Source organism: Streptomyces sp. S6 (assembly GCF_054880855.1).
Window position 1 is genome coordinate 1 of record NZ_JBTYMC010000140.1, and the last position, 16,974, is coordinate 16,974.

The following is a 16,974-nucleotide window of genomic DNA, read 5'->3' on the forward strand; positions in this document are numbered from 1 at the left end:
CGGCCCCGCGCCGGGCCCGCAGTACCAGCCGCCCACGCCGCAGTTCCAGAAGTCGGCCCCCGTCGTCACCCCCGGCCCGCCGGACGACCGGACGATGAACCTCGGCACGACGGTCCCCGAACCGGCCGTCGCCGTGGAGACGCCCCCCACCGCGCCTCCCGCCGCCGCTCCCGCCAAGAAGGGCGGCAAGGCCGCGGGCCTGCTGAAGTCCAGCGCGCTGATGGCCGCCGGCACGATGGTCTCCCGCCTCACCGGCTTCGTCCGCTCCGCGATGATCGTCTCGGCGCTCGGCGTCGGCCTCCTCGGCGACACCTTCCAGGTCGCCTACCAGCTCCCGACGATGATCTACATCCTGACCGTCGGCGGCGGCCTCAACTCCGTCTTCGTGCCGCAGCTCGTGCGCGCCATGAAGGAGGACGACGACGGCGGCGAGGCGTTCGCCAACCGGCTGCTGACCCTCGTCATGGTCGCCCTCGGTGTGCTCACCGCCGCCTCGGTCTTCGGCGCCCCGCTCCTGATCCGCCTGCTGTCGGACTCGGTCGCCAGCGACCCGGCCGCCAACAACGTCGGCGTCACGTTCGTCCAGTACTTCCTGCCGTCGATCTTCTTCATGGGCGTCCACGTCGTGATGGGCCAGATCCTCAACGCGCGCGGCAGGTTCGGTGCGATGATGTGGACACCGGTCCTCAACAACATCGTGATCATCGTGACGCTGGGGATGTTCATCTGGGTGTACGGCACCGCCGCGCACTCCGGCATGAAGGTCACGAACATCCCGCCGGAGGGCCAGCGCCTGCTGGGCGTCGGCATCCTGCTCGGCCTCGTCGTGCAGTCCCTCGCGATGATCCCCTACCTGCGCGAGACCGGCTTCCGGATGCGACTGCGGTTCGACTGGCGGGGCCACGGCCTCGGCAAGGCCGTCACCCTCGCGAAGTGGACGTTCCTGTTCGTCCTCGCCAACCAGGCGGGCGCGCTCGTCGTCTCCCAGCTCTCCACCAAGGCGGGCGACAACTCACCGGTCGACGGCACCGGTTTCGCCGCCTACGCCAACGCGCAGCTGATCTGGGGCCTGCCGCAGGCCATCATCACCGTCTCGCTGATGGCCGCGCTGCTGCCGCGCCTCGCGCGCTCGGCCGCCGAGCACGACGCGGGAGCGGTCCGCGACGACATCTCGCAGGGCCTGCGCACCACGGCCGTCGCCATCGTCCCGATCGCCTTCGGCTTCCTCGCCCTCGGCATCCCGATGTGCACCCTGATCTTCGGCTCCTCGGGCACCTCGTCGGCCACCAACATGGGCTTCATGCTGATGGCCTTCGGCCTCGGTCTGATCCCCTACTCCGTGCAGTACGTCGTCCTGCGCGCGTTCTATGCGTATGAAGACACCCGCACGCCCTTCTACAACACGGTCATCGTCGCCGCCGTCAACGCGGGCGCCTCGGCCCTGTGCTACTTCCTCCTGCCGTCCCGCTGGGCGGTGATCGGCATGGCCGGCGCGTACGGTCTGGCGTACGCGATCGGCGTCGGGGTCGCCTGGGCGCGGCTGCGCAAGCGGCTCGGCGGGGACCTCGACGGCGCGCGGGTGCTGCGGACGTACGCCCGGCTGTGCATCGCCTCGGTGCCGGCCGCGCTGCTCAGCGGTGCCGCCTGCTACGGCATCGCCCACACCCTCGGCCAGGGAGTCGCCGGCTCGCTCGTCGCGCTGGTGGCCGGCGGTGTGGTCCTGCTCGGAATCTTCTTCGTCGCCGCACGCCGGATGCGGATCGAGGAGCTGAACTCGCTCGTGGGTATGGTGCGCGGACGACTCGGTCGCTGATCGAGGACCGAGCGCACAACCATCGTCCGCCGCCGTGTGTCGTGCATAGCGGCGGACTGTGGGCACAATTGGTTCGGCGTCGAACGGCGCGCACGACGGCCGGGCGGCGCGCGATGACTTGGGGAGGCAGGGAACGACGGTGGCGGAACGGAGCACGGCTGCCGTCGACGTGGCAGCGAACGGCGGCGGCGAGCCGTCGACCGCACAGGCGGACGAGTCCACGGCCGACGGCGCGGCCCAGAACCGGGAGCGGGACACGGACAGCGACGAGGTACAGGGGAGCGACGGGGCGGAGCGTCCCGGGAAGACCTCGGCACCGGAGCTGCACAGCGGCCACAAACTCGCCAGACGGTACCGGCTCGAAGAGTGCGTCACCCGTCTGGACGGGTTCAGCAGTTGGCGCGCGGTCGACGAGAAACTCCGCCGCGCGGTGGGCGTGCACGTCCTGCCCGCCGACCACGCGCGAGCGCGTTCCGTGCTGGCCGCGGCCCGCTCGGCGGCCCTGCTGGGCGACCCTCGGTTCGTGCAGGTGCTGGACGCCGTCGAGGAGAACGACCTCGTCTACGTCGTCCACGAGTGGCTGCCCGACGCGACCGAGCTGACGGCGCTCCTGGCCGCCGGGCCGCTGGAGCCGCACGACGCCTACCAGATGGTCAGCCAGCTCGCCGCGGCCATGGCCGCCGCCCACCGCGAGGGGCTCGCGCATCTGCGGCTCAACCCCAACGCCGTCCTGCGCACCTCCACCGGACAGTGGCGCATCCGCGGCCTCGCCGTGAACGCCGCCCTGCGCGGCATCACCTCCGACACCCCGCAGCGCACCGACACCGAGGCGATCGGCGCCCTGCTGTACGCGGCGCTCACCCAGCGCTGGCCGTACGAGAACGACGCGCACGGCCTCGCCGGGCTGCCCAAGGACATCGGTCTGATCGCCCCCGACCAGGTCCGCGCGCATGTCCACCGGGGCCTGTCCGAGCTGGCGATGCGCGCGCTCGTCAACGACGGCGCGACCGCCTCCCGGCACGAGGCCGCGTGCACCACGCCGGAGGAACTGGTCAAGGCGATCGGCGAGATGCCGCGCATCCGCCCCCCGGAGCCGGTCTTCACCGCCCCCCCGGAGTACCAGCGCACCACCTACCAGCAGGGCACGTACGGCCGTCCGCCGCACCCCGGGGTCACCCAGCCCGTCCCGACCCCGCCGCCCCCGCTCCAGACCCGCACCGGCAAGGCCATGAAGTGGGCGGTCTCCGCCCTCCTCATCGCCGCCCTCGGCCTCGGCAGCTGGCAGCTCGCGGAGACCCTCCTCGGTTCACGCGACTCGGACTCCAACCAGACACAGACGGACGACGGCGGCGACAAGCCGAGCAGCACACCGAAGCCGGCCAAGGCACTCCCGATCGAGGGCGCCGCCGAGTACTACCCGGACGGCAAGGCGCAGCACCCCGGCGACGTGGGGCTGACGTACGACAAGAAGGACTCCACCTACTGGCGGACGTACACGTTCACCGGGGGACCCGTCCTCGCCCCGTTCAAGGACGGCGTCGGCATCGTCTACGACCTCGGCTCCGAGCAAGAGGTGTCGGGTGCTTCGATAGAGCTGCTCTACGGCGGTGACCACACCACGGGTGCCCTGTACGCCACCGACTCGCTCTCCTCGTCGACCCCTCTCAGCTCAATGACGAAGATCGCGGACAAGAAAACCACCAGCACGGAACTGACGTTCTCCGCCAAGACCCTGGTGAAGACGCGGTACGTTCTCGTATGGCTGACAGCCCTGCCGCTCTCTGGCAAGGACCAGTACAACGGCGCCGGCTACAAGCAGGCCATAACGAACGTGAAGTTCACGGGCTGACATCTCACCGGAAGGGGAGGAGGCCGATGGCGGAAGGCGCCGGGTTCGACGGTGTGAGCGATCAGGACCTGCTCGCCCGTCACGTGAAAGGCGACCCCGACGCCTTCGGTGAGATCGTGCGGCGGCACCGGGACCGGCTGTGGGCGGTAGCTCTGCGGACGCTGGGGGACCGGGAGGAGGCCGCCGACGCCGTGCAGGACGCGCTGGTGTCGGCGTACCGGGCCGCGCACACCTTCCGGGGCCAGTCGGCTGTCACGACCTGGCTGCACCGCATCACCGTGAACGCCTGTCTCGACCGGGCCCGCAAGGCGGCCTCGCGGAAGACCTCGCCGGTCGACGACACCGCGCGGCTGGAGCAGCTCCTCGAACCCCACGAGTCCGCCTCGGCGCCGGCCGAGCGCAACGATCTGCACCGTCAGCTCGTCGAGGCCCTGGAGACCCTGCCGCCGGACCAGCGCGCGGCCCTCGTCCTGGTGGACATGCAGGGCTACCCCGTCGCCGAAGCCGCCAAGGTGCTCGACGTCCCCACCGGCACCGTGAAGAGCCGCTGCGCCAGAGGCCGCGCCAGACTCCTCCCGCTCCTCACCCATCTCCGCCCGGAGAACAGCGGCGGCGAGAAGGGACCTGGGGCCGGACGGAACCGGGTGGCGGGGCGATCCGTCCCACCGGCAGTGGATTCCTGTGACGACCATCCGGACGGAGCCGGGACCGGCGATTCAGCTACCGCGAAGGGCGGAGGTGGGCGAACGTGACATCGACGACGGACACGACCGGGCACCCGGACGTCGCTGAGCTCTCCGACCTCACCGAGGGCCTCCTCACCCCGTCCCGGAGCGCCGAGCTGCACCGGCACCTGGACGACTGCGACCTGTGCTCCGACACCCACGCCTCCCTGGAGGAGATCCGCAGCCTCCTCGGCACCTTCGCGGAGCCGGTGACCATGCCGGACGACGTGGCACAGCGCATCGACGCGGCGCTGGCAGCGGAAGCAGCGGCCCCTCTTGCATCTGCGGAAGCAGCGGTGTCCGAGAGCGCCCCGTCCGAGAGCACCCCGCTCGACGTTTCACGTGAAACCGAACATGAAACCGTCGATGTTTCACGTGAAACATCGGCAGCCGACCGCCCCTCCGGCCGCGCCCGCGCCACCACCGGCCCCGGCCGCAAGGACAAGAGCAAGGACAAGAGCAAGGACCGCCCCCGCCCCCGCCGCCGCACAGCGGCCGTTATCGGCGTCTTCACCGCCGCCGCCCTGGGCCTCGGCTCGGTCCTGGTGTCCTCCCTCATGAACGACGGAGACAACGGAACCACCAACACCGCCGCCGACACCTTCTCCAAGAGCTCACTGCCGGACGAAGTCGCGAAACTCTTCCCCGACAAGCACCGGACAGCCCCCTCGTTCACCCCGAAAGGTGAGGTCGGCATCCAGGGCAACGGCGAGAGCCCGAAGGTCCTCCAGGCGGTGAACGTCCCGGCTTGCGTCCAGCAGGGCACCGCCCGCACCGATGACGCCCTCGCCACGAAACCCGGCGTGTACAAGGGGAAGGACGTCCTCCTCGTCGTGTTCCCCGACACCTCGGACGCCGGGCGGGTCGACGCCTACCTTGTCGACACCGACTGCGTGAAAGACCCCGCCGCCCAGGCCGACGTGCTGTTCAAGGCCACCTACACCCGCCCCTGACCCGGGCCCTCGCCCTCTGCCGACCGCACCCCTCCGTGTGCCCGGACACACCGGGAATGCGCGCCCCTTAGTATCCGTTGGGTGGGGTGAGAGTTCATCGATGCTCCCACCGGTCGAAGACGCAGCAGAGACGAGGAATCAAGCCGTGAGCGACGTCCGTAACGTGATCATCATCGGCTCCGGGCCCGCCGGATACACGGCGGCCCTCTACACCGCGCGCGCCTCGCTGAAGCCGCTGGTGTTCGAAGGCGCCGTCACCGCGGGCGGCGCCCTGATGAACACCACCGAGGTGGAGAACTTCCCCGGCTTCCAGGACGGCATCATGGGCCCCGAGCTCATGGACAACATGCGCGGCCAGGCCGAGCGCTTCGGCGCCGAGCTGATCCCTGACGACATCGTGTCCGTCGACCTCACCGGTGAGATCAAGACCGTCACGGACACCGCCGGCACGGTCCACAAGGCCAAGGCCGTCATCGTGACGACCGGCTCCCAGCACCGCAAGCTCGGTCTGCCGAACGAGGACGTGCTCTCCGGCCGCGGTGTCTCCTGGTGCGCCACCTGTGACGGCTTCTTCTTCAAGGAGCAGGACATCGCCGTGATCGGCGGCGGTGACACCGCGATGGAGGAGGCCACGTTCCTCTCGCGCTTCGCCAGGTCCGTGACGATCGTCCACCGCCGGGACTCGCTGCGTGCCTCCAAGGCGATGCAGGAGCGTGCCTTCGCCGACCCGAAGATCAAGTTCGTCTGGGACAGCGAGGTCGCCGAGATCCAGGGTGAGCAGAAGCTGGCCGGGCTGAAGCTGCGCAACCTCAAGACCGGTGAGCTCTCCGACCTCCCGGTGACCGGCCTGTTCATCGCGATCGGCCACGACCCGCGCACCGAGCTCTTCAAGGGCCAGCTCGACCTGGACGGCGAGGGCTACCTGAAGGTCGAGGCGCCGTCGACCCGGACCAACCTGACCGGTGTCTTCGCCGCGGGTGACGTCGTCGACCACACCTACCGCCAGGCCATCACCGCCGCCGGTACCGGCTGCTCCTCCGCGCTCGACGCCGAGCGTTTCCTCGCCTCCCTCGCGGACGAGGAGCAGGCCGCCGAGAAGACCACCGTCTGATCCCCCCTCCCCCCTCTCTCCCCCTGCACAGAAGATTTAAGGAGCCCCCCGTGGCCGGCAACCTCAAGCAAGTGACCGACGCCGACTTCGAAGAGGTCGTCCTCAAGAGCGACAAGCCCGTCCTGGTGGACTTCTGGGCCGAATGGTGCGGCCCGTGCCGTCAGATCGCACCCTCGCTGGAGGCGATCGCCGCCGAGCACGGCGGGAAGATCGAGATCGTCAAGCTGAACATCGACGAAAACCAGGAGACGGCGCTCAAGTACGGCGTCATGTCGATCCCGACCCTGAACGTCTACCAGGGTGGCGAGGTCGCCAAGACGATCGTCGGCGCCAAGCCGAAGGCCGCGATCCTGCGCGACCTGGAGGAGTTCATCGCCGAATAGGCGACCTCCCCGATGTTTCACGTGAAACATCGATGGACCGAAGAGAAGGGCCGGCCCTCACGGGTCGGCCCTTCTCTCACAGCCCCCTACAACGGCCTCAGCACCGGCTCCTTCTGTACCGCCCCCAGTAGCCGGTCCAACGCCAGCTCCACATCCTCTTTCCAGGAGAGCGTGGTCCGCAGTTCCAGCCGCAGGCGGGGGTGGACGGGATGAGGGCGGACGGTCTTGAAGCCGACGGCCAGGAGATGGTCAGCGGGCAGCACACAGGACGGCCCGCTCCAGCGGGCGTCGCCGAACGCCTCGATCGCTCTGAACCCCCGGCGCAGCAGATCCTTGGCCACCGTCTGGACCATCACCCGGCCGAGCCCCTTCCCCTGATGCCCCGGCAGGATGAACCCGGTCATCAACTGCACCGCGTCCGAGGAGACCGGGCTCGTGGGGAACGCCGTCGAGCGGGGGACATAGGCGGGCGGTGCGTAGAGGACGAAGCCGACGGGTGCCTCGTCGATGTAGACGACCCGCCCGCAGGAACCCCAGTCGAGCAGGACTGCGGAGATCCACGCCTCTTTCTCCAGAGCCGGGGTGCCCGCCCTTACCGCGGCCTCTCCGCTGACGGGGTCCAGCTCCCAGAAGACACACGAGCGGCAGCGCTTGGGAAGGTCCTGGAGGTTGTCCAGCGTGAGCGGTACGAGCCGACGCCCCATGGAGGCTGTTCCTCGCTTCCTTCGCCCGCGGCACTGCGGGCGGCTGCCAGAGCACTTCGTCCTCTGAGCAGACTGCCGACGAACCCGCCGACCGCGCCCAGCCCGAGGCCCGCGCTCACCAGGCCGGTCCAGCTCATCATTCGCATGGCCTCCGCCTCCCCCTCAGAGGTGTTGCCGGTGGATGCGCCATACCGCTCGCATCGTATCCATGAAGCGATTGCCTCGATACGACAGAAAGGCAAAGAGCGGGCCGTGTTCCGGTGGGCACCGGACACGGCCCGCTCATGTTCCCGACAGGGTGTCATCCACCCCTGCCGAACGGAGACTTACGCCTCTGGGTCCTCGCTGCCGCCGCCTTCCAGAAGCCCCTTCTGGAGCGCCGGCCCCTCACCGGGGGCGAGGCTGTCGAGGATGCGCTCCAGGTCCTCCATGGAGGCGAACTCGACGGTGATCTTCCCCTTCTTCTGCCCGAGATCCACCTTCACCCGGGTGTCGAAGCGGTCCGAGAGCCGGGTCGCGAGATCCGAGAGCGCCGGGGAGACCCGGCCACCCGCACGCGGCCCCTTGGCACGCTGCGGAGTCTGCGGACGGGACCCCATGAGGGTGACGATCTCCTCGACCGCCCGCACCGAGAGCCCCTCGGCGACGATGCGGTGGGCCAGCCTGTCCTGCTCCTCCGAGTCCTCCACGGAGAGCAGTGCACGGGCATGACCGGCGGAGAGCACCCCGGCGGCGACCCGGCGCTGGACGGCGGGCGAGAGCTTCAGCAGCCGCAGGGTGTTGGAGACCTGAGGGCGGGACCGGCCGATGCGGTCCGCCAACTGGTCGTGCGTGCAGTTGAAGTCCTTCAGCAACTGGTCGTAGGCGGCTGCCTCTTCCAGCGGGTTGAGCTGGGCCCGGTGGAGGTTCTCCAGGAGGGCGTCCAGGAGAAGCTTCTCGTCGTCGGTGGCCCGCACGATCGCCGGGATCGCTTCCAGACCCGCCTCACGGCAGGCCCGCCAGCGCCGCTCGCCCATGATGAGCTCGTACTGCGCGGGGCCCGTCTGCCGTACGACGACCGGCTGGAGGAGGCCGACCTCCTGGATGGAGGTGATCAGCTCGTGCAGCGCGTCCTCGTCGAAGACCTCACGGGGCTGACGGGGGTTGGGCGTGATGTCGTCGAGAGGGATCTCGGCGAAGTAGGCGCCGAGCGGCGGGGCGGGTAGCTCCGGCGTGCTCGGCTCTTCCCATGTTTCACGTGAAACAGGCGCCGGGAGTGTGGTCACCTTCGCGGCGGCCACCCCCCGGTCGGTCGCCAGCAGCGGGAGCGCCGAGGGGGACGCGGAGCCCGCGCCTCCCACGGCCGCCTGTGCCGGGGTCTTCTCCGTCGGGGCAGCGGGGATCAGTGCACCTAGTCCACGACCCAGCCCCCTTCGTCGTTCACTCACTTAATCCCCTCCACCAAGTTCGGGTTGTTCTGAGCGCCGATGTGGGCGTGGGGCTCATAGCTGAGACCGACGCCCTTCAGCGCGAGTTCTCGTGCCGCCTCAAGATAGGAGAGGGCGCCGCTCGATCCCGGATCGTAAGTCAGCACCGTCTGCCCGTAGCTCGGCGCCTCGGAGATACGGACCGAGCGGGGAATGCTCGTCCGCAGCACCTCCTCACCGAAGTGGGTGCGCACCTCTTCCGCGACCTGGGACGCGAGGCGCGTCCGGCCGTCGTACATGGTGAGCAGGATGGTCGACACATGCAGGGTGGGGTTGAGGTGTCCCCGTACCAGGTCGACGTTGCGCAGGAGTTGGCCCAGGCCCTCCAGCGCGTAGTACTCGCACTGGATCGGGATGAGGACCTCGGCGCCGGCCACCAGTGCGTTGACCGTCAGGAGGCCGAGGGAGGGAGGGCAGTCGATGAGGACGTAGTCCAGCGGCTGCTCGTATGCCTGGATCGCGCGCTGGAGTCGGCTCTCCCGGGCCACCAGGGAGACCAGCTCGATCTCAGCGCCGGCGAGGTCGATCGTGGCGGGGGCGCAGAAGAGGCCCTCGACGTCCGGGACGGGCTGGACGACCTCGGACAGGGGACGGCTGTCGACCAACACGTCGTAGATCGACGGGACTTCAGCGTGGTGGTCGATACCCAGGGCTGTGGAAGCGTTGCCCTGTGGGTCGAGGTCGACCACCAGGACACGGCCGCCGTGCAGAGCCAGGGACGCGGCCAGGTTGACGGTCGTCGTCGTCTTGCCCACGCCGCCCTTCTGGTTGGCAACCACGATGATGCGGGTCTGCTCGGGTCGGGGCAGGCCCTCACCGGCACGGCCCAGTGCCTCTACCGCCAGTTGGGCAGCACGACCGATCGGGGTGTTGTCCATCGGGGGCGGTGTTTCACGTGAAACATCGTCCCCCAACGGTTCGGTACGGGGACCGGGGACCGGATCGGTCATCGGTCCCGCGATGTTGGCGTCGGACCGCAAGGATTCACTCTCCTCGACATCAGGCTCGCTATGCACAGAGCCTCCCATGCCTGCGGGGTCATGAACCAGTGAGGTCTGGTCTTCTGTGGAGAAATCCACCTCTGTGGACAACTCCGTTCCCTCATCGAGTGAACCGAGAGGCTTACGGTCGCGGGGTTCGGCCGCGGCGCGGCCACGGCTGATGATGCCGTGCAGCAGGGAGCGACGTTTCACGTGAAACACGATGCCGAGCGCTGAGCGCTGGACGGCCGCGACACTCCGTCAGATATGCACTCAAACGCCCGGCTCTTGCCTCAGCCGTCCACCTCCGGCGCCTACCTCCGGCGCCGAACCCGCCCCGTCCGCGCGGCCTTCGCCCGCTTGGCGGCGAACCGGACCCCGCCGGGGCTCTCACCGACTTCGACCTTCACGACCGTCGAGAGCGGATTGACGATGCCCTCACCGACGTGGAGGATCGACGTCCCGACCGCGCCCAGCTTCGTCAGAGCGGTCGCCGCGCTCTTCAGCTCCTCCTCCGCGGTGTCGCCCTTCAGCGCGAGCATCTCGCCGTAGGGGCGCAGCAGGGGGATGCCCCAGGTGGCGAGGCGGTCGAGGGGGGCCACCGCACGGGCGGTCACCACATGGACGGGCTGGAGCTTGCCCATGACCTCCTCGGCGCGTCCCCGCACGACGGTCACATGGTCGAGACCGAGCAGCTCGACGACCTCGCTCAGGAAGTTGGTGCGGCGCAGCAGCGGCTCCAGCAGGGTGATCTTGAGGTCGTCCCGGACCAGTGCGAGCGGGATCCCGGGCAGGCCGGCGCCCGAGCCGACGTCGCACACCGTCACGTCTTCGGGCACGGCCTCGGAGAGCACCGCGCAGTTCAGGATGTGCCGCTCCCAGAGCCGGGGCACCTCACGGGGGCCGATGAGCCCACGCTGCACGCCCGCCTCGGCCAGCAGCTCGGCGTAGCGGACCGCGTCCGCGAAACGATCGCCGAATACCTCGCGAGCCTCCTCGGGCGCAGGGGGGAGTTCCGCTGCCTCCGTCACGGGGACCGTCCTTCCGTACCGCACCGGCGCACCGAGCACCGGCCGAAACCACCAGGCTGACAAAAAAACCGGCCCCGTCTGCACGACAGGACAGACGGAACCGGGAAACGCGATATCTGAACCGGTGTTCTACCGGATTCAGTTGGGCAGCACGACGACGAAGCGCTGGGGCTCCTCGCCCTCGGACTCGCTGCTCAGGCCGGCCGCCTTGACCGCGTCGTGGACGACCTTGCGCTCGAACGGCGTCATCGGCTTGAGCTTGACGGGCTCGCCCGAGTTCTTCGCGTCGGCTGCGGCCTTGGCGCCCAGCTCGGAGAGCTCGGTGCGCTTCTTGGCGCGGTAGCCCGCGATGTCCAGCATCAGCCGGCTGCGGTCGCCGGTCTCGCGGTGCACGGCGAGTCGCGTCAGCTCCTGGAGCGCCTCCAGCACCTCACCGTCGCGGCCGACCAGCTTCTGGAGATCGCGGCCACTGGAGTCGCTGATGATCGACACAGAGGCACGGTCGGCTTCAACGTCCATGTCGATGTCACCGTCGAGATCGGCGATGTCGAGCAGACCCTCAAGGTAGTCCGCCGCGATCTCGCCCTCCTGCTCCAGGCGGGTCAGGGTGTCTACACCCTCGGCGGCGGCGGTCGTGGTGCCTTCCGTCACGGGATGGGCTCCTTCTTACTTCTTGGAGGGGGACTTGGGGCGCTGCGGGCCACCCTTGCGCTGCCCGGACTGGGCTTTGCTGCGGCCACCGGCACCGGGCTTGGGCGCGGCCTTCGGCCCGGCTGCGGCGGGCGGGGTGTCCTGCGGCTCGTCGGACTTGGTGAGCGACGTCGTCGGAGCGGAGTCGTCGGCCGCCTTGGCGGTGGGGCCGCCGGACTGCCGCTGGGACTTCGACTGGCGCTTCGGCTGCTGGCGCCTGGGAGCGCCGACGGGCGTCGTCGTACCGTCCTCGTTCTCGATGACCTCGACGACGTCGCTCTTCGCGACGGTGCCGTCGGCCTGGGCCGCGAGACCGAGCTTGGTCAGGCCGTTGATGAACTTGCGCTCGGCGTCGTTGCGGTCGCGGCCCTTGGCGACGATCGCCTTGACGATGGCCTTCTCGCCCCGGCGGCGGATCTTGCCGTGGTGCGTGACGTGCTTGGTGAGCCGCTCCAGGTACGCGGCCTGCGCCTTCGAACCCGGCGTCGGGTTGTTGCGGATGACGAACATCTGCTGGCCCATGGTCCACACGTTGGTGGTCAGCCAGTAGACGAGGACACCGACGGGGAAGTTGATCCCGAAGAAGGCGAACATCACCGGGAAGATGTACATGAGCATCTTCTGCTGCTGCATGTACGGCGTCTTGACCGTGGTGTCGACGTTCTTCGTCATCAGCTGGCGCTGCGTGAAGAACTGCGACGCCGACATCAGGACGATCATGATGGCGGTGACGACGCGGACGTCCACCACGGAGGCGCCGAGCTTCTCGACCGTGTTCGCACCGTCCATGAACTTCACGGCCAGCGGGGCGCCGAAGATGTGCGCCTGTCGCGCGCTCGCCAGGAGGTCGTTGTTGATGACGCCGATGGTCTTGCCCGAGGCGATCGCGCTGAGGACGTGGTACAGGGCGAAGAAGAACGGCGACTGGGCGAGGATCGGAAGGCACGAGGACAGCGGGTTGGTACCCGTGTCCTTGTACAGCTTCATCATTTCCTCGGACTGGCGCTGCCGGTCGTTCTTGTAGCGCTCCTGGATCTTCTTCATCTCGGGCTGGAGCGTCTGCATGGCGCGCGTGGCCTTGATCTGCTTCACGAAGAGCGGGATCAGGCAGATCCGGATGAGGATCACCAGAGACACGATCGACAGGCCCCAGGCCAACCCGGTGTCAGGGCCGAAAATGGCCCCGTACACCTTGTGGAACTGGACGATGACCCAGGACACAGGTGTCGTGATGAAGCTGAACAGGCTGGCAATCGTGTCCACTAATCATGCTCCTTGGGCATGGGACGGGGCTCTGCGGCCGGGCCCGAAGGGCTTGCGCCTTCGGTGGCCGGTTCGGCGGCGGAGGTCCCGCCCGTGCGCGCACGCCAGGCGTCGCGCAACATTTCGTGCCATCGCGGTCGTTTCCGCGGGGGCACGTGGTCCACACCGCCCAGGGACCACGGGTTGCATCGCAGGATGCGCCAGGCGGTGAGCGCCGTTCCCTTGACCGCGCCGTGCCGGTCGATGGCCGTGTATCCGTAGTGGGAGCACGACGGGTAGTACTTGCACACCGGCCCGAGCAGCGGACTGATCGTCCACTGGTACAGCTTGATCAGGGCCAGCAGCGGGTACTTCATCGCGCGCCCCCTCCCAACAGCCGTCGAAGGGCGGCATCGAGGTCCTGGGCCAGTTGTGCGTGGCCGACGTCACCCGATCCGGGCAACGCTCGTACGACTACCAGGCTACCGGGGGGGAGCAGAGCGATCCGCTCGCGCATCAGGTGGCGCAGTCTGCGTTTCACCGTGTTGCGGACGACCGCTTTGCCCACGGCCTTGCTCACGACGAAACCCGCACGCGTCGGGGGAACGCTCTCCCCAGGCGTGTGCGGGTCCGTTACGTCGCTGCGAAGGTGGACGACGAGAGTCGGGCGTCCGGCCCGACGGCCTCGCCGTACCGCGGTCGCGAAGTCCTCGCGCCGCCTCAGCCGGTTCTCGGTGGGCAGCACGACGGCATGACCTGACCGGGATCAGGCGGACAGGCGGGCGCGACCCTTGCTACGGCGGGTCGCGAGAATCGCGCGGCCGGCACGGGTACGCATCCGCAGGCGGAAGCCGTGGGTCTTGGCACGACGGCGGTTGTTCGGCTGGAAGGTGCGCTTGCTCACTCGGGGACTCCAGAAATCAAATCGGGGGCGGCGGGTGCCGTCCTGGCTGTCACCGTGCGCCCACGAGTAGCTCTCGCTTACGCCCGAGTGCACCGCTTCCCGATCACCTGACGCGATCTGTGCCCATCGGAGGCAGGCGGCAGCAGCCATCGACAACTCGACCTGTTTACGGTACGCGGGGCTACGCCATCCGGTCAAACCAGGGGTCCACAGGGGACACTGTCCACAGCCTGGGGACAACAACTTGAACCGCACCCCACGCGCTGACTACCGTGACTGGACTCCGATTCGTTCCCTTGTCCCCGACCCACCCGATTTACATCCCGACCCGTCCCGAGATCACACGATCGTGGGACCTTCGAGAGAGCGTGCCCCTGTGGCTGACGTACCTGCCGATCTTGCCGCAGTGTGGCCGCGAGTACTGGAGCAGCTCCTCGGCGAAGGTCGTGGCCAGGGGGTGGAGACCAAGGACGAACGGTGGCTGCGGCGCACCCAGCCGCTCGCGCTGGTGGCGGACACCGCGCTGCTGGCTGTGCCGAACGAGTTCGCGAAGAACGTCCTGGAGGGGCGGCTCGCGCCGATCGTCAGCGAGAGCCTGAGCCGGGAGTGCGGGCGGCCGATCCGGATCGCGATCACCGTCGACGAGTCCGCGGGCGAGCCGGTGGCTCCGCCGGCGGCGCCGTCCCGGTACGACGAACCCGAGCCGCAGTCGTCGTACGAGAAGCCCGGGGCTTACGAGCCTCCGTACGAGGACCCCTACGACGGCGGGTACGGCCGGCGCCGGCACGAGCCCGCCGCGGAGCGGCCCCTGCCCAGCGTCCGGCCCACCTACCCGGCCGAGTACCAGCGGCCCGAGCCGGGCGCGTGGCCGCGTGCGGATCGGCCGGACCGGGCGGATCGGTCGGACCGGCCGGACGAGTACGGCGGGTGGCAGCAGCAGCGGCTCGGCTTCCCCGAGCGGGATCCGTACGGACAGGACGGGTACGGGAAAGAGCCGTATCCGTCCGCGCCCGAGCGGCGGGCCGCGCCGGAGCCGTATCGGCCGCAAGCGCCGGAACGGTCCTCGTACGAGGCACCCGACCGGGCCGGGTCCGGGTACGACGCGTCCGAGCGGCCTTCCTACGAGGCGCCCTCGCGGCCCGAGTACGACCAGCGGGATCCCGTGCGGCGGGAGCTGCCCGAGCCCTCCGCCCGGCCTGCGGGAGCGCCCGCACCCGCATCCGGTGGGGGTGCTCCCGCCCGCGCCGGGGGGCCCGGGGAGCCGACCGCTCGGCTGAACCCCAAGTACCTCTTCGACACGTTCGTCATCGGCGCGTCCAACCGGTTCGCGCACGCCGCCGCCGTCGCCGTCGCGGAGGCGCCCGCCAAGGCGTACAACCCGCTGTTCATCTACGGGGAGTCCGGGCTCGGGAAGACGCATCTCCTGCATGCCATCGGGCACTACGCGCGGAGCCTGTATCCCGGGACGCGCGTGCGGTACGTGTCGTCCGAGGAGTTCACGAACGAGTTCATCAACTCGATCCGGGACGGCAAGGGGGACAGTTTCCGCAAGCGGTACCGGGAGATGGACATCCTGCTCGTCGACGACATCCAGTTCCTGGCGGACAAGGAGTCGACGCAGGAGGAGTTCTTCCACACGTTCAACACGCTGCACAACGCGAACAAGCAGATCGTGCTGTCCAGTGACCGGCCGCCCAAGCAGCTCGTGACCCTTGAGGACCGGTTGCGGAACCGTTTCGAGTGGGGGCTCATCACGGACGTCCAGCCGCCCGAGCTGGAGACCCGGATCGCGATCCTCCGTAAGAAGGCTGTGCAGGAGCAGTTGAACGCGCCGCCGGAGGTGCTGGAGTTCATCGCCTCCCGGATCTCGCGGAACATCCGGGAGCTGGAGGGGGCGTTGATCCGGGTGACCGCGTTCGCCTCCCTGAACCGGCAGCCCGTCGATCTCGGGCTGACCGAGATCGTCCTCAAGGACCTCATCCCCGGCGGGGAGGACTCGGCCCCCGAGATCACCTCCACCGCGATCATGAGTGCCACCGCGGATTACTTCGGGCTGACCGTCGAGGATCTGTGCGGGACGTCTCGGGGGCGGGCGCTGGTGACGGCCCGGCAGATCGCGATGTATCTGTGCCGGGAGCTGACGGATCTCTCGTTGCCGAAGATCGGGGCGTTGTTCGGGGGGCGGGACCATACGACCGTCATGCACGCCGATCGCAAGATCCGGAATCTGATGGCCGAGCGGCGGTCCATCTACAACCAGGTGACCGAGCTGACGAATCGCATCAAGAACGGGTGATTCCTGGACGACGGTGAGGGCGCCCTCCGCTGGCGGGGGGCGCCCTTTGCCTTACCCCGCGGGACTTCTCCACAGCCTGTGAGTTTTCTCGCCCCCGCCGCCCCTACCCGTCCCATCCCCAGGGGCTGCCGCCCCTTCGACCCCACCAGCCCAGGGGCTCCGCCCCTGGACCCCTCGGGTGGGTGGGGGGAGTGGGTCTGCTTGCTGTGCGCGGGTGGTGATCGGCCCTGAAAGGGCCTCGTCCTCAAACGCCGGACGGGCTGGGAGTTGGTGGGCGGGGTTGTGGGGGAGCCGGGCTGGGGTGACGCCAGACGGGGGTGGGAGCAGGTGAGGCTGGGGTGAGGCGGGCTCGATACGGCGGGAGTGGGGGTAAAGGCGCGGCGGGTGGGGTGAGGGTTGCGGAGGGGCCTAGGCGTCGTGGGGTTGGGCGGAGGTGGGGGGTTGAGCTGGGGGCTGGTCGTTGTGCTGTGGGAGGGGAGTTGTGGTGGACGTCCTGGCGCAGGGTGCAGGTCGGTCGTTGTGCCGCAGGGCGGTGGGGATTGGTGGAGCACGTCCCGTCGGGGGAGTCGGTCGGCTGGCCCGGTTCGGTCGGGCTCGTTGCGGGGGCCTCACTGCTCTGACCGGCGCGGTCCGGATGGCTGCGTCGCTCGGTGGGGCGCCATCCATCGGCAGGGCGGTCGGCTTCGCCGGGCCTCGGGGAGCCGGGTGCCTCGGGGCGTGTCCCGCCTCGTGGTGTGAGCGACCTTGCTCGACACGCTCCGACAAGCCGCGCGTCGGCCGGCCGCAGGGACGCGGCGCCCGCCTCGCGTGCGGCTGACCTGCCGTCA

Annotated in this window: 16 protein-coding genes; 7 read left to right on the forward strand and 9 right to left on the reverse strand. The window is 69.3% G+C overall.

The features are described 5' to 3' along the window. The 6 genes from murJ to trxA all read left to right on the forward strand — a co-directional run. On the forward strand, positions 1–1,813 hold a 1,813-nt coding region (gene murJ, locus ACVNF4_RS20060; RefSeq protein ID WP_461804221.1), incomplete at its 5' end, for a murein biosynthesis integral membrane protein MurJ. A 139-nt stretch (positions 1,814–1,952) separates the two neighbouring features. After that, entirely contained in the window at positions 1,953–3,662 is a 1,710-nt protein-coding gene (locus ACVNF4_RS20065) for a protein kinase family protein (RefSeq protein WP_461804222.1), read from the forward strand. Positions 3,663–3,688: 26 nt separating this feature from the next. Further along, positions 3,689–4,414 (forward strand): RNA polymerase sigma factor SigM, encoded by a 726-nt coding sequence (sigM, locus tag ACVNF4_RS20070; RefSeq protein ID WP_461804223.1) that lies wholly within the window; start codon positions 3,689–3,691, stop codon positions 4,412–4,414. Further along, positions 4,411–5,340 carry an anti-sigma factor family protein gene (locus ACVNF4_RS20075; RefSeq protein ID WP_461804224.1) on the forward strand — a complete coding sequence of 310 codons (930 nt, stop codon included), beginning with the start codon at positions 4,411–4,413 and terminating at the stop codon, positions 5,338–5,340. Before sigM ends, ACVNF4_RS20075 begins: the two co-directional genes overlap by 4 nt. 145 nt (positions 5,341–5,485) lie before the next feature. Further along, positions 5,486–6,451: a thioredoxin-disulfide reductase gene (gene trxB, locus ACVNF4_RS20080; RefSeq protein ID WP_461804225.1), complete on the forward strand. Its 966-nt coding sequence runs from the start codon at positions 5,486–5,488 to the stop codon at positions 6,449–6,451. A gap of 50 nt (positions 6,452–6,501) precedes the next feature. After that, the gene (trxA, locus tag ACVNF4_RS20085; RefSeq protein WP_461804226.1) at positions 6,502–6,834 is read left to right on the forward strand and encodes a thioredoxin; all 333 of its coding nucleotides are present in this window, start codon (positions 6,502–6,504) and stop codon (positions 6,832–6,834) included. Between the two features lie 86 nt (positions 6,835–6,920). On the opposite strand, the gene ACVNF4_RS20090 is transcribed toward trxA, so the two are convergent. From ACVNF4_RS20090 to rpmH, 9 genes are all read right to left on the reverse strand, one after another. After that, positions 6,921–7,538: a GNAT family N-acetyltransferase gene (locus tag ACVNF4_RS20090; protein WP_461804227.1), complete on the reverse strand. Its 618-nt coding sequence runs from the start codon at positions 7,536–7,538 to the stop codon at positions 6,921–6,923. A gap of 326 nt (positions 7,539–7,864) precedes the next feature. Next, a complete protein-coding gene (locus tag ACVNF4_RS20095) occupies positions 7,865–8,965 on the reverse strand; it encodes a ParB/RepB/Spo0J family partition protein (RefSeq protein WP_461804228.1) in 1,101 nt (366 codons plus the stop codon). Next, on the reverse strand, positions 8,962–10,032 hold the full coding sequence (locus tag ACVNF4_RS20100) for a ParA family protein (RefSeq protein WP_461804229.1): 1,071 nt from the start codon (positions 10,030–10,032) through the stop codon (positions 8,962–8,964). Before ACVNF4_RS20100 ends, ACVNF4_RS20095 begins: the two co-directional genes overlap by 4 nt. A 266-nt stretch (positions 10,033–10,298) precedes the next feature. Beyond that, on the reverse strand, positions 10,299–11,015 hold the full coding sequence (gene rsmG / locus ACVNF4_RS20105) for a 16S rRNA (guanine(527)-N(7))-methyltransferase RsmG (RefSeq protein ID WP_461804230.1): 717 nt from the start codon (positions 11,013–11,015) through the stop codon (positions 10,299–10,301). A gap of 138 nt (positions 11,016–11,153) precedes the next feature. Beyond that, the gene (locus ACVNF4_RS20110; RefSeq protein ID WP_461804231.1) at positions 11,154–11,666 is read right to left on the reverse strand and encodes a Jag family protein; all 513 of its coding nucleotides are present in this window, start codon (positions 11,664–11,666) and stop codon (positions 11,154–11,156) included. A 15-nt stretch (positions 11,667–11,681) separates the two neighbouring features. Further along, positions 11,682–12,968, reverse strand: coding sequence for a membrane protein insertase YidC (yidC, locus tag ACVNF4_RS20115; protein ID WP_461804232.1), 1,287 nt, complete (start codon positions 12,966–12,968; stop codon positions 11,682–11,684). Continuing rightward, positions 12,968–13,324 carry a membrane protein insertion efficiency factor YidD gene (yidD, locus tag ACVNF4_RS20120; RefSeq protein WP_461804233.1) on the reverse strand — a complete coding sequence of 119 codons (357 nt, stop codon included), beginning with the start codon at positions 13,322–13,324 and terminating at the stop codon, positions 12,968–12,970. The genes yidC and yidD overlap by 1 nt, the downstream gene beginning before the upstream one ends. Beyond that, positions 13,321–13,692, reverse strand: coding sequence for a ribonuclease P protein component (gene rnpA / locus ACVNF4_RS20125; RefSeq protein WP_461804234.1), 372 nt, complete (start codon positions 13,690–13,692; stop codon positions 13,321–13,323). Before rnpA ends, yidD begins: the two co-directional genes overlap by 4 nt. 21 nt (positions 13,693–13,713) lie before the next feature. Then, positions 13,714–13,851, reverse strand: a complete 138-nt coding sequence (gene rpmH / locus ACVNF4_RS20130) for a 50S ribosomal protein L34 (RefSeq protein WP_003975051.1) — start codon at positions 13,849–13,851, stop codon at positions 13,714–13,716. 376 nt (positions 13,852–14,227) lie between these two features. On the opposite strand from rpmH, the gene dnaA reads away from it, so the two are divergent. Then, positions 14,228–16,147 carry a chromosomal replication initiator protein DnaA gene (dnaA, locus tag ACVNF4_RS20135; protein ID WP_461804235.1) on the forward strand — a complete coding sequence of 640 codons (1,920 nt, stop codon included), beginning with the start codon at positions 14,228–14,230 and terminating at the stop codon, positions 16,145–16,147. Positions 16,148–16,974 lie beyond the last annotated feature (827 nt).

What these genes read in the sequence shown, in the direction of transcription:
- ACVNF4_RS20090 (WP_461804227.1), bottom strand. Translation starts at nt 7,538, where the DNA reads ATGGGGCGTCGGCTCGTACCGCTCACGCTGGACAACCTCCAGGACCTT.
- ACVNF4_RS20100 (WP_461804229.1), bottom strand. Translation starts at nt 10,032, where the DNA reads ATGGGAGGCTCTGTGCATAGCGAGCCTGATGTCGAGGAGAGTGAATCC.
- yidD (WP_461804233.1), bottom strand. Translation starts at nt 13,324, where the DNA reads ATGAAGTACCCGCTGCTGGCCCTGATCAAGCTGTACCAGTGGACGATC.
- sigM (WP_461804223.1), top strand. Translation starts at nt 3,689, where the DNA reads ATGGCGGAAGGCGCCGGGTTCGACGGTGTGAGCGATCAGGACCTGCTC.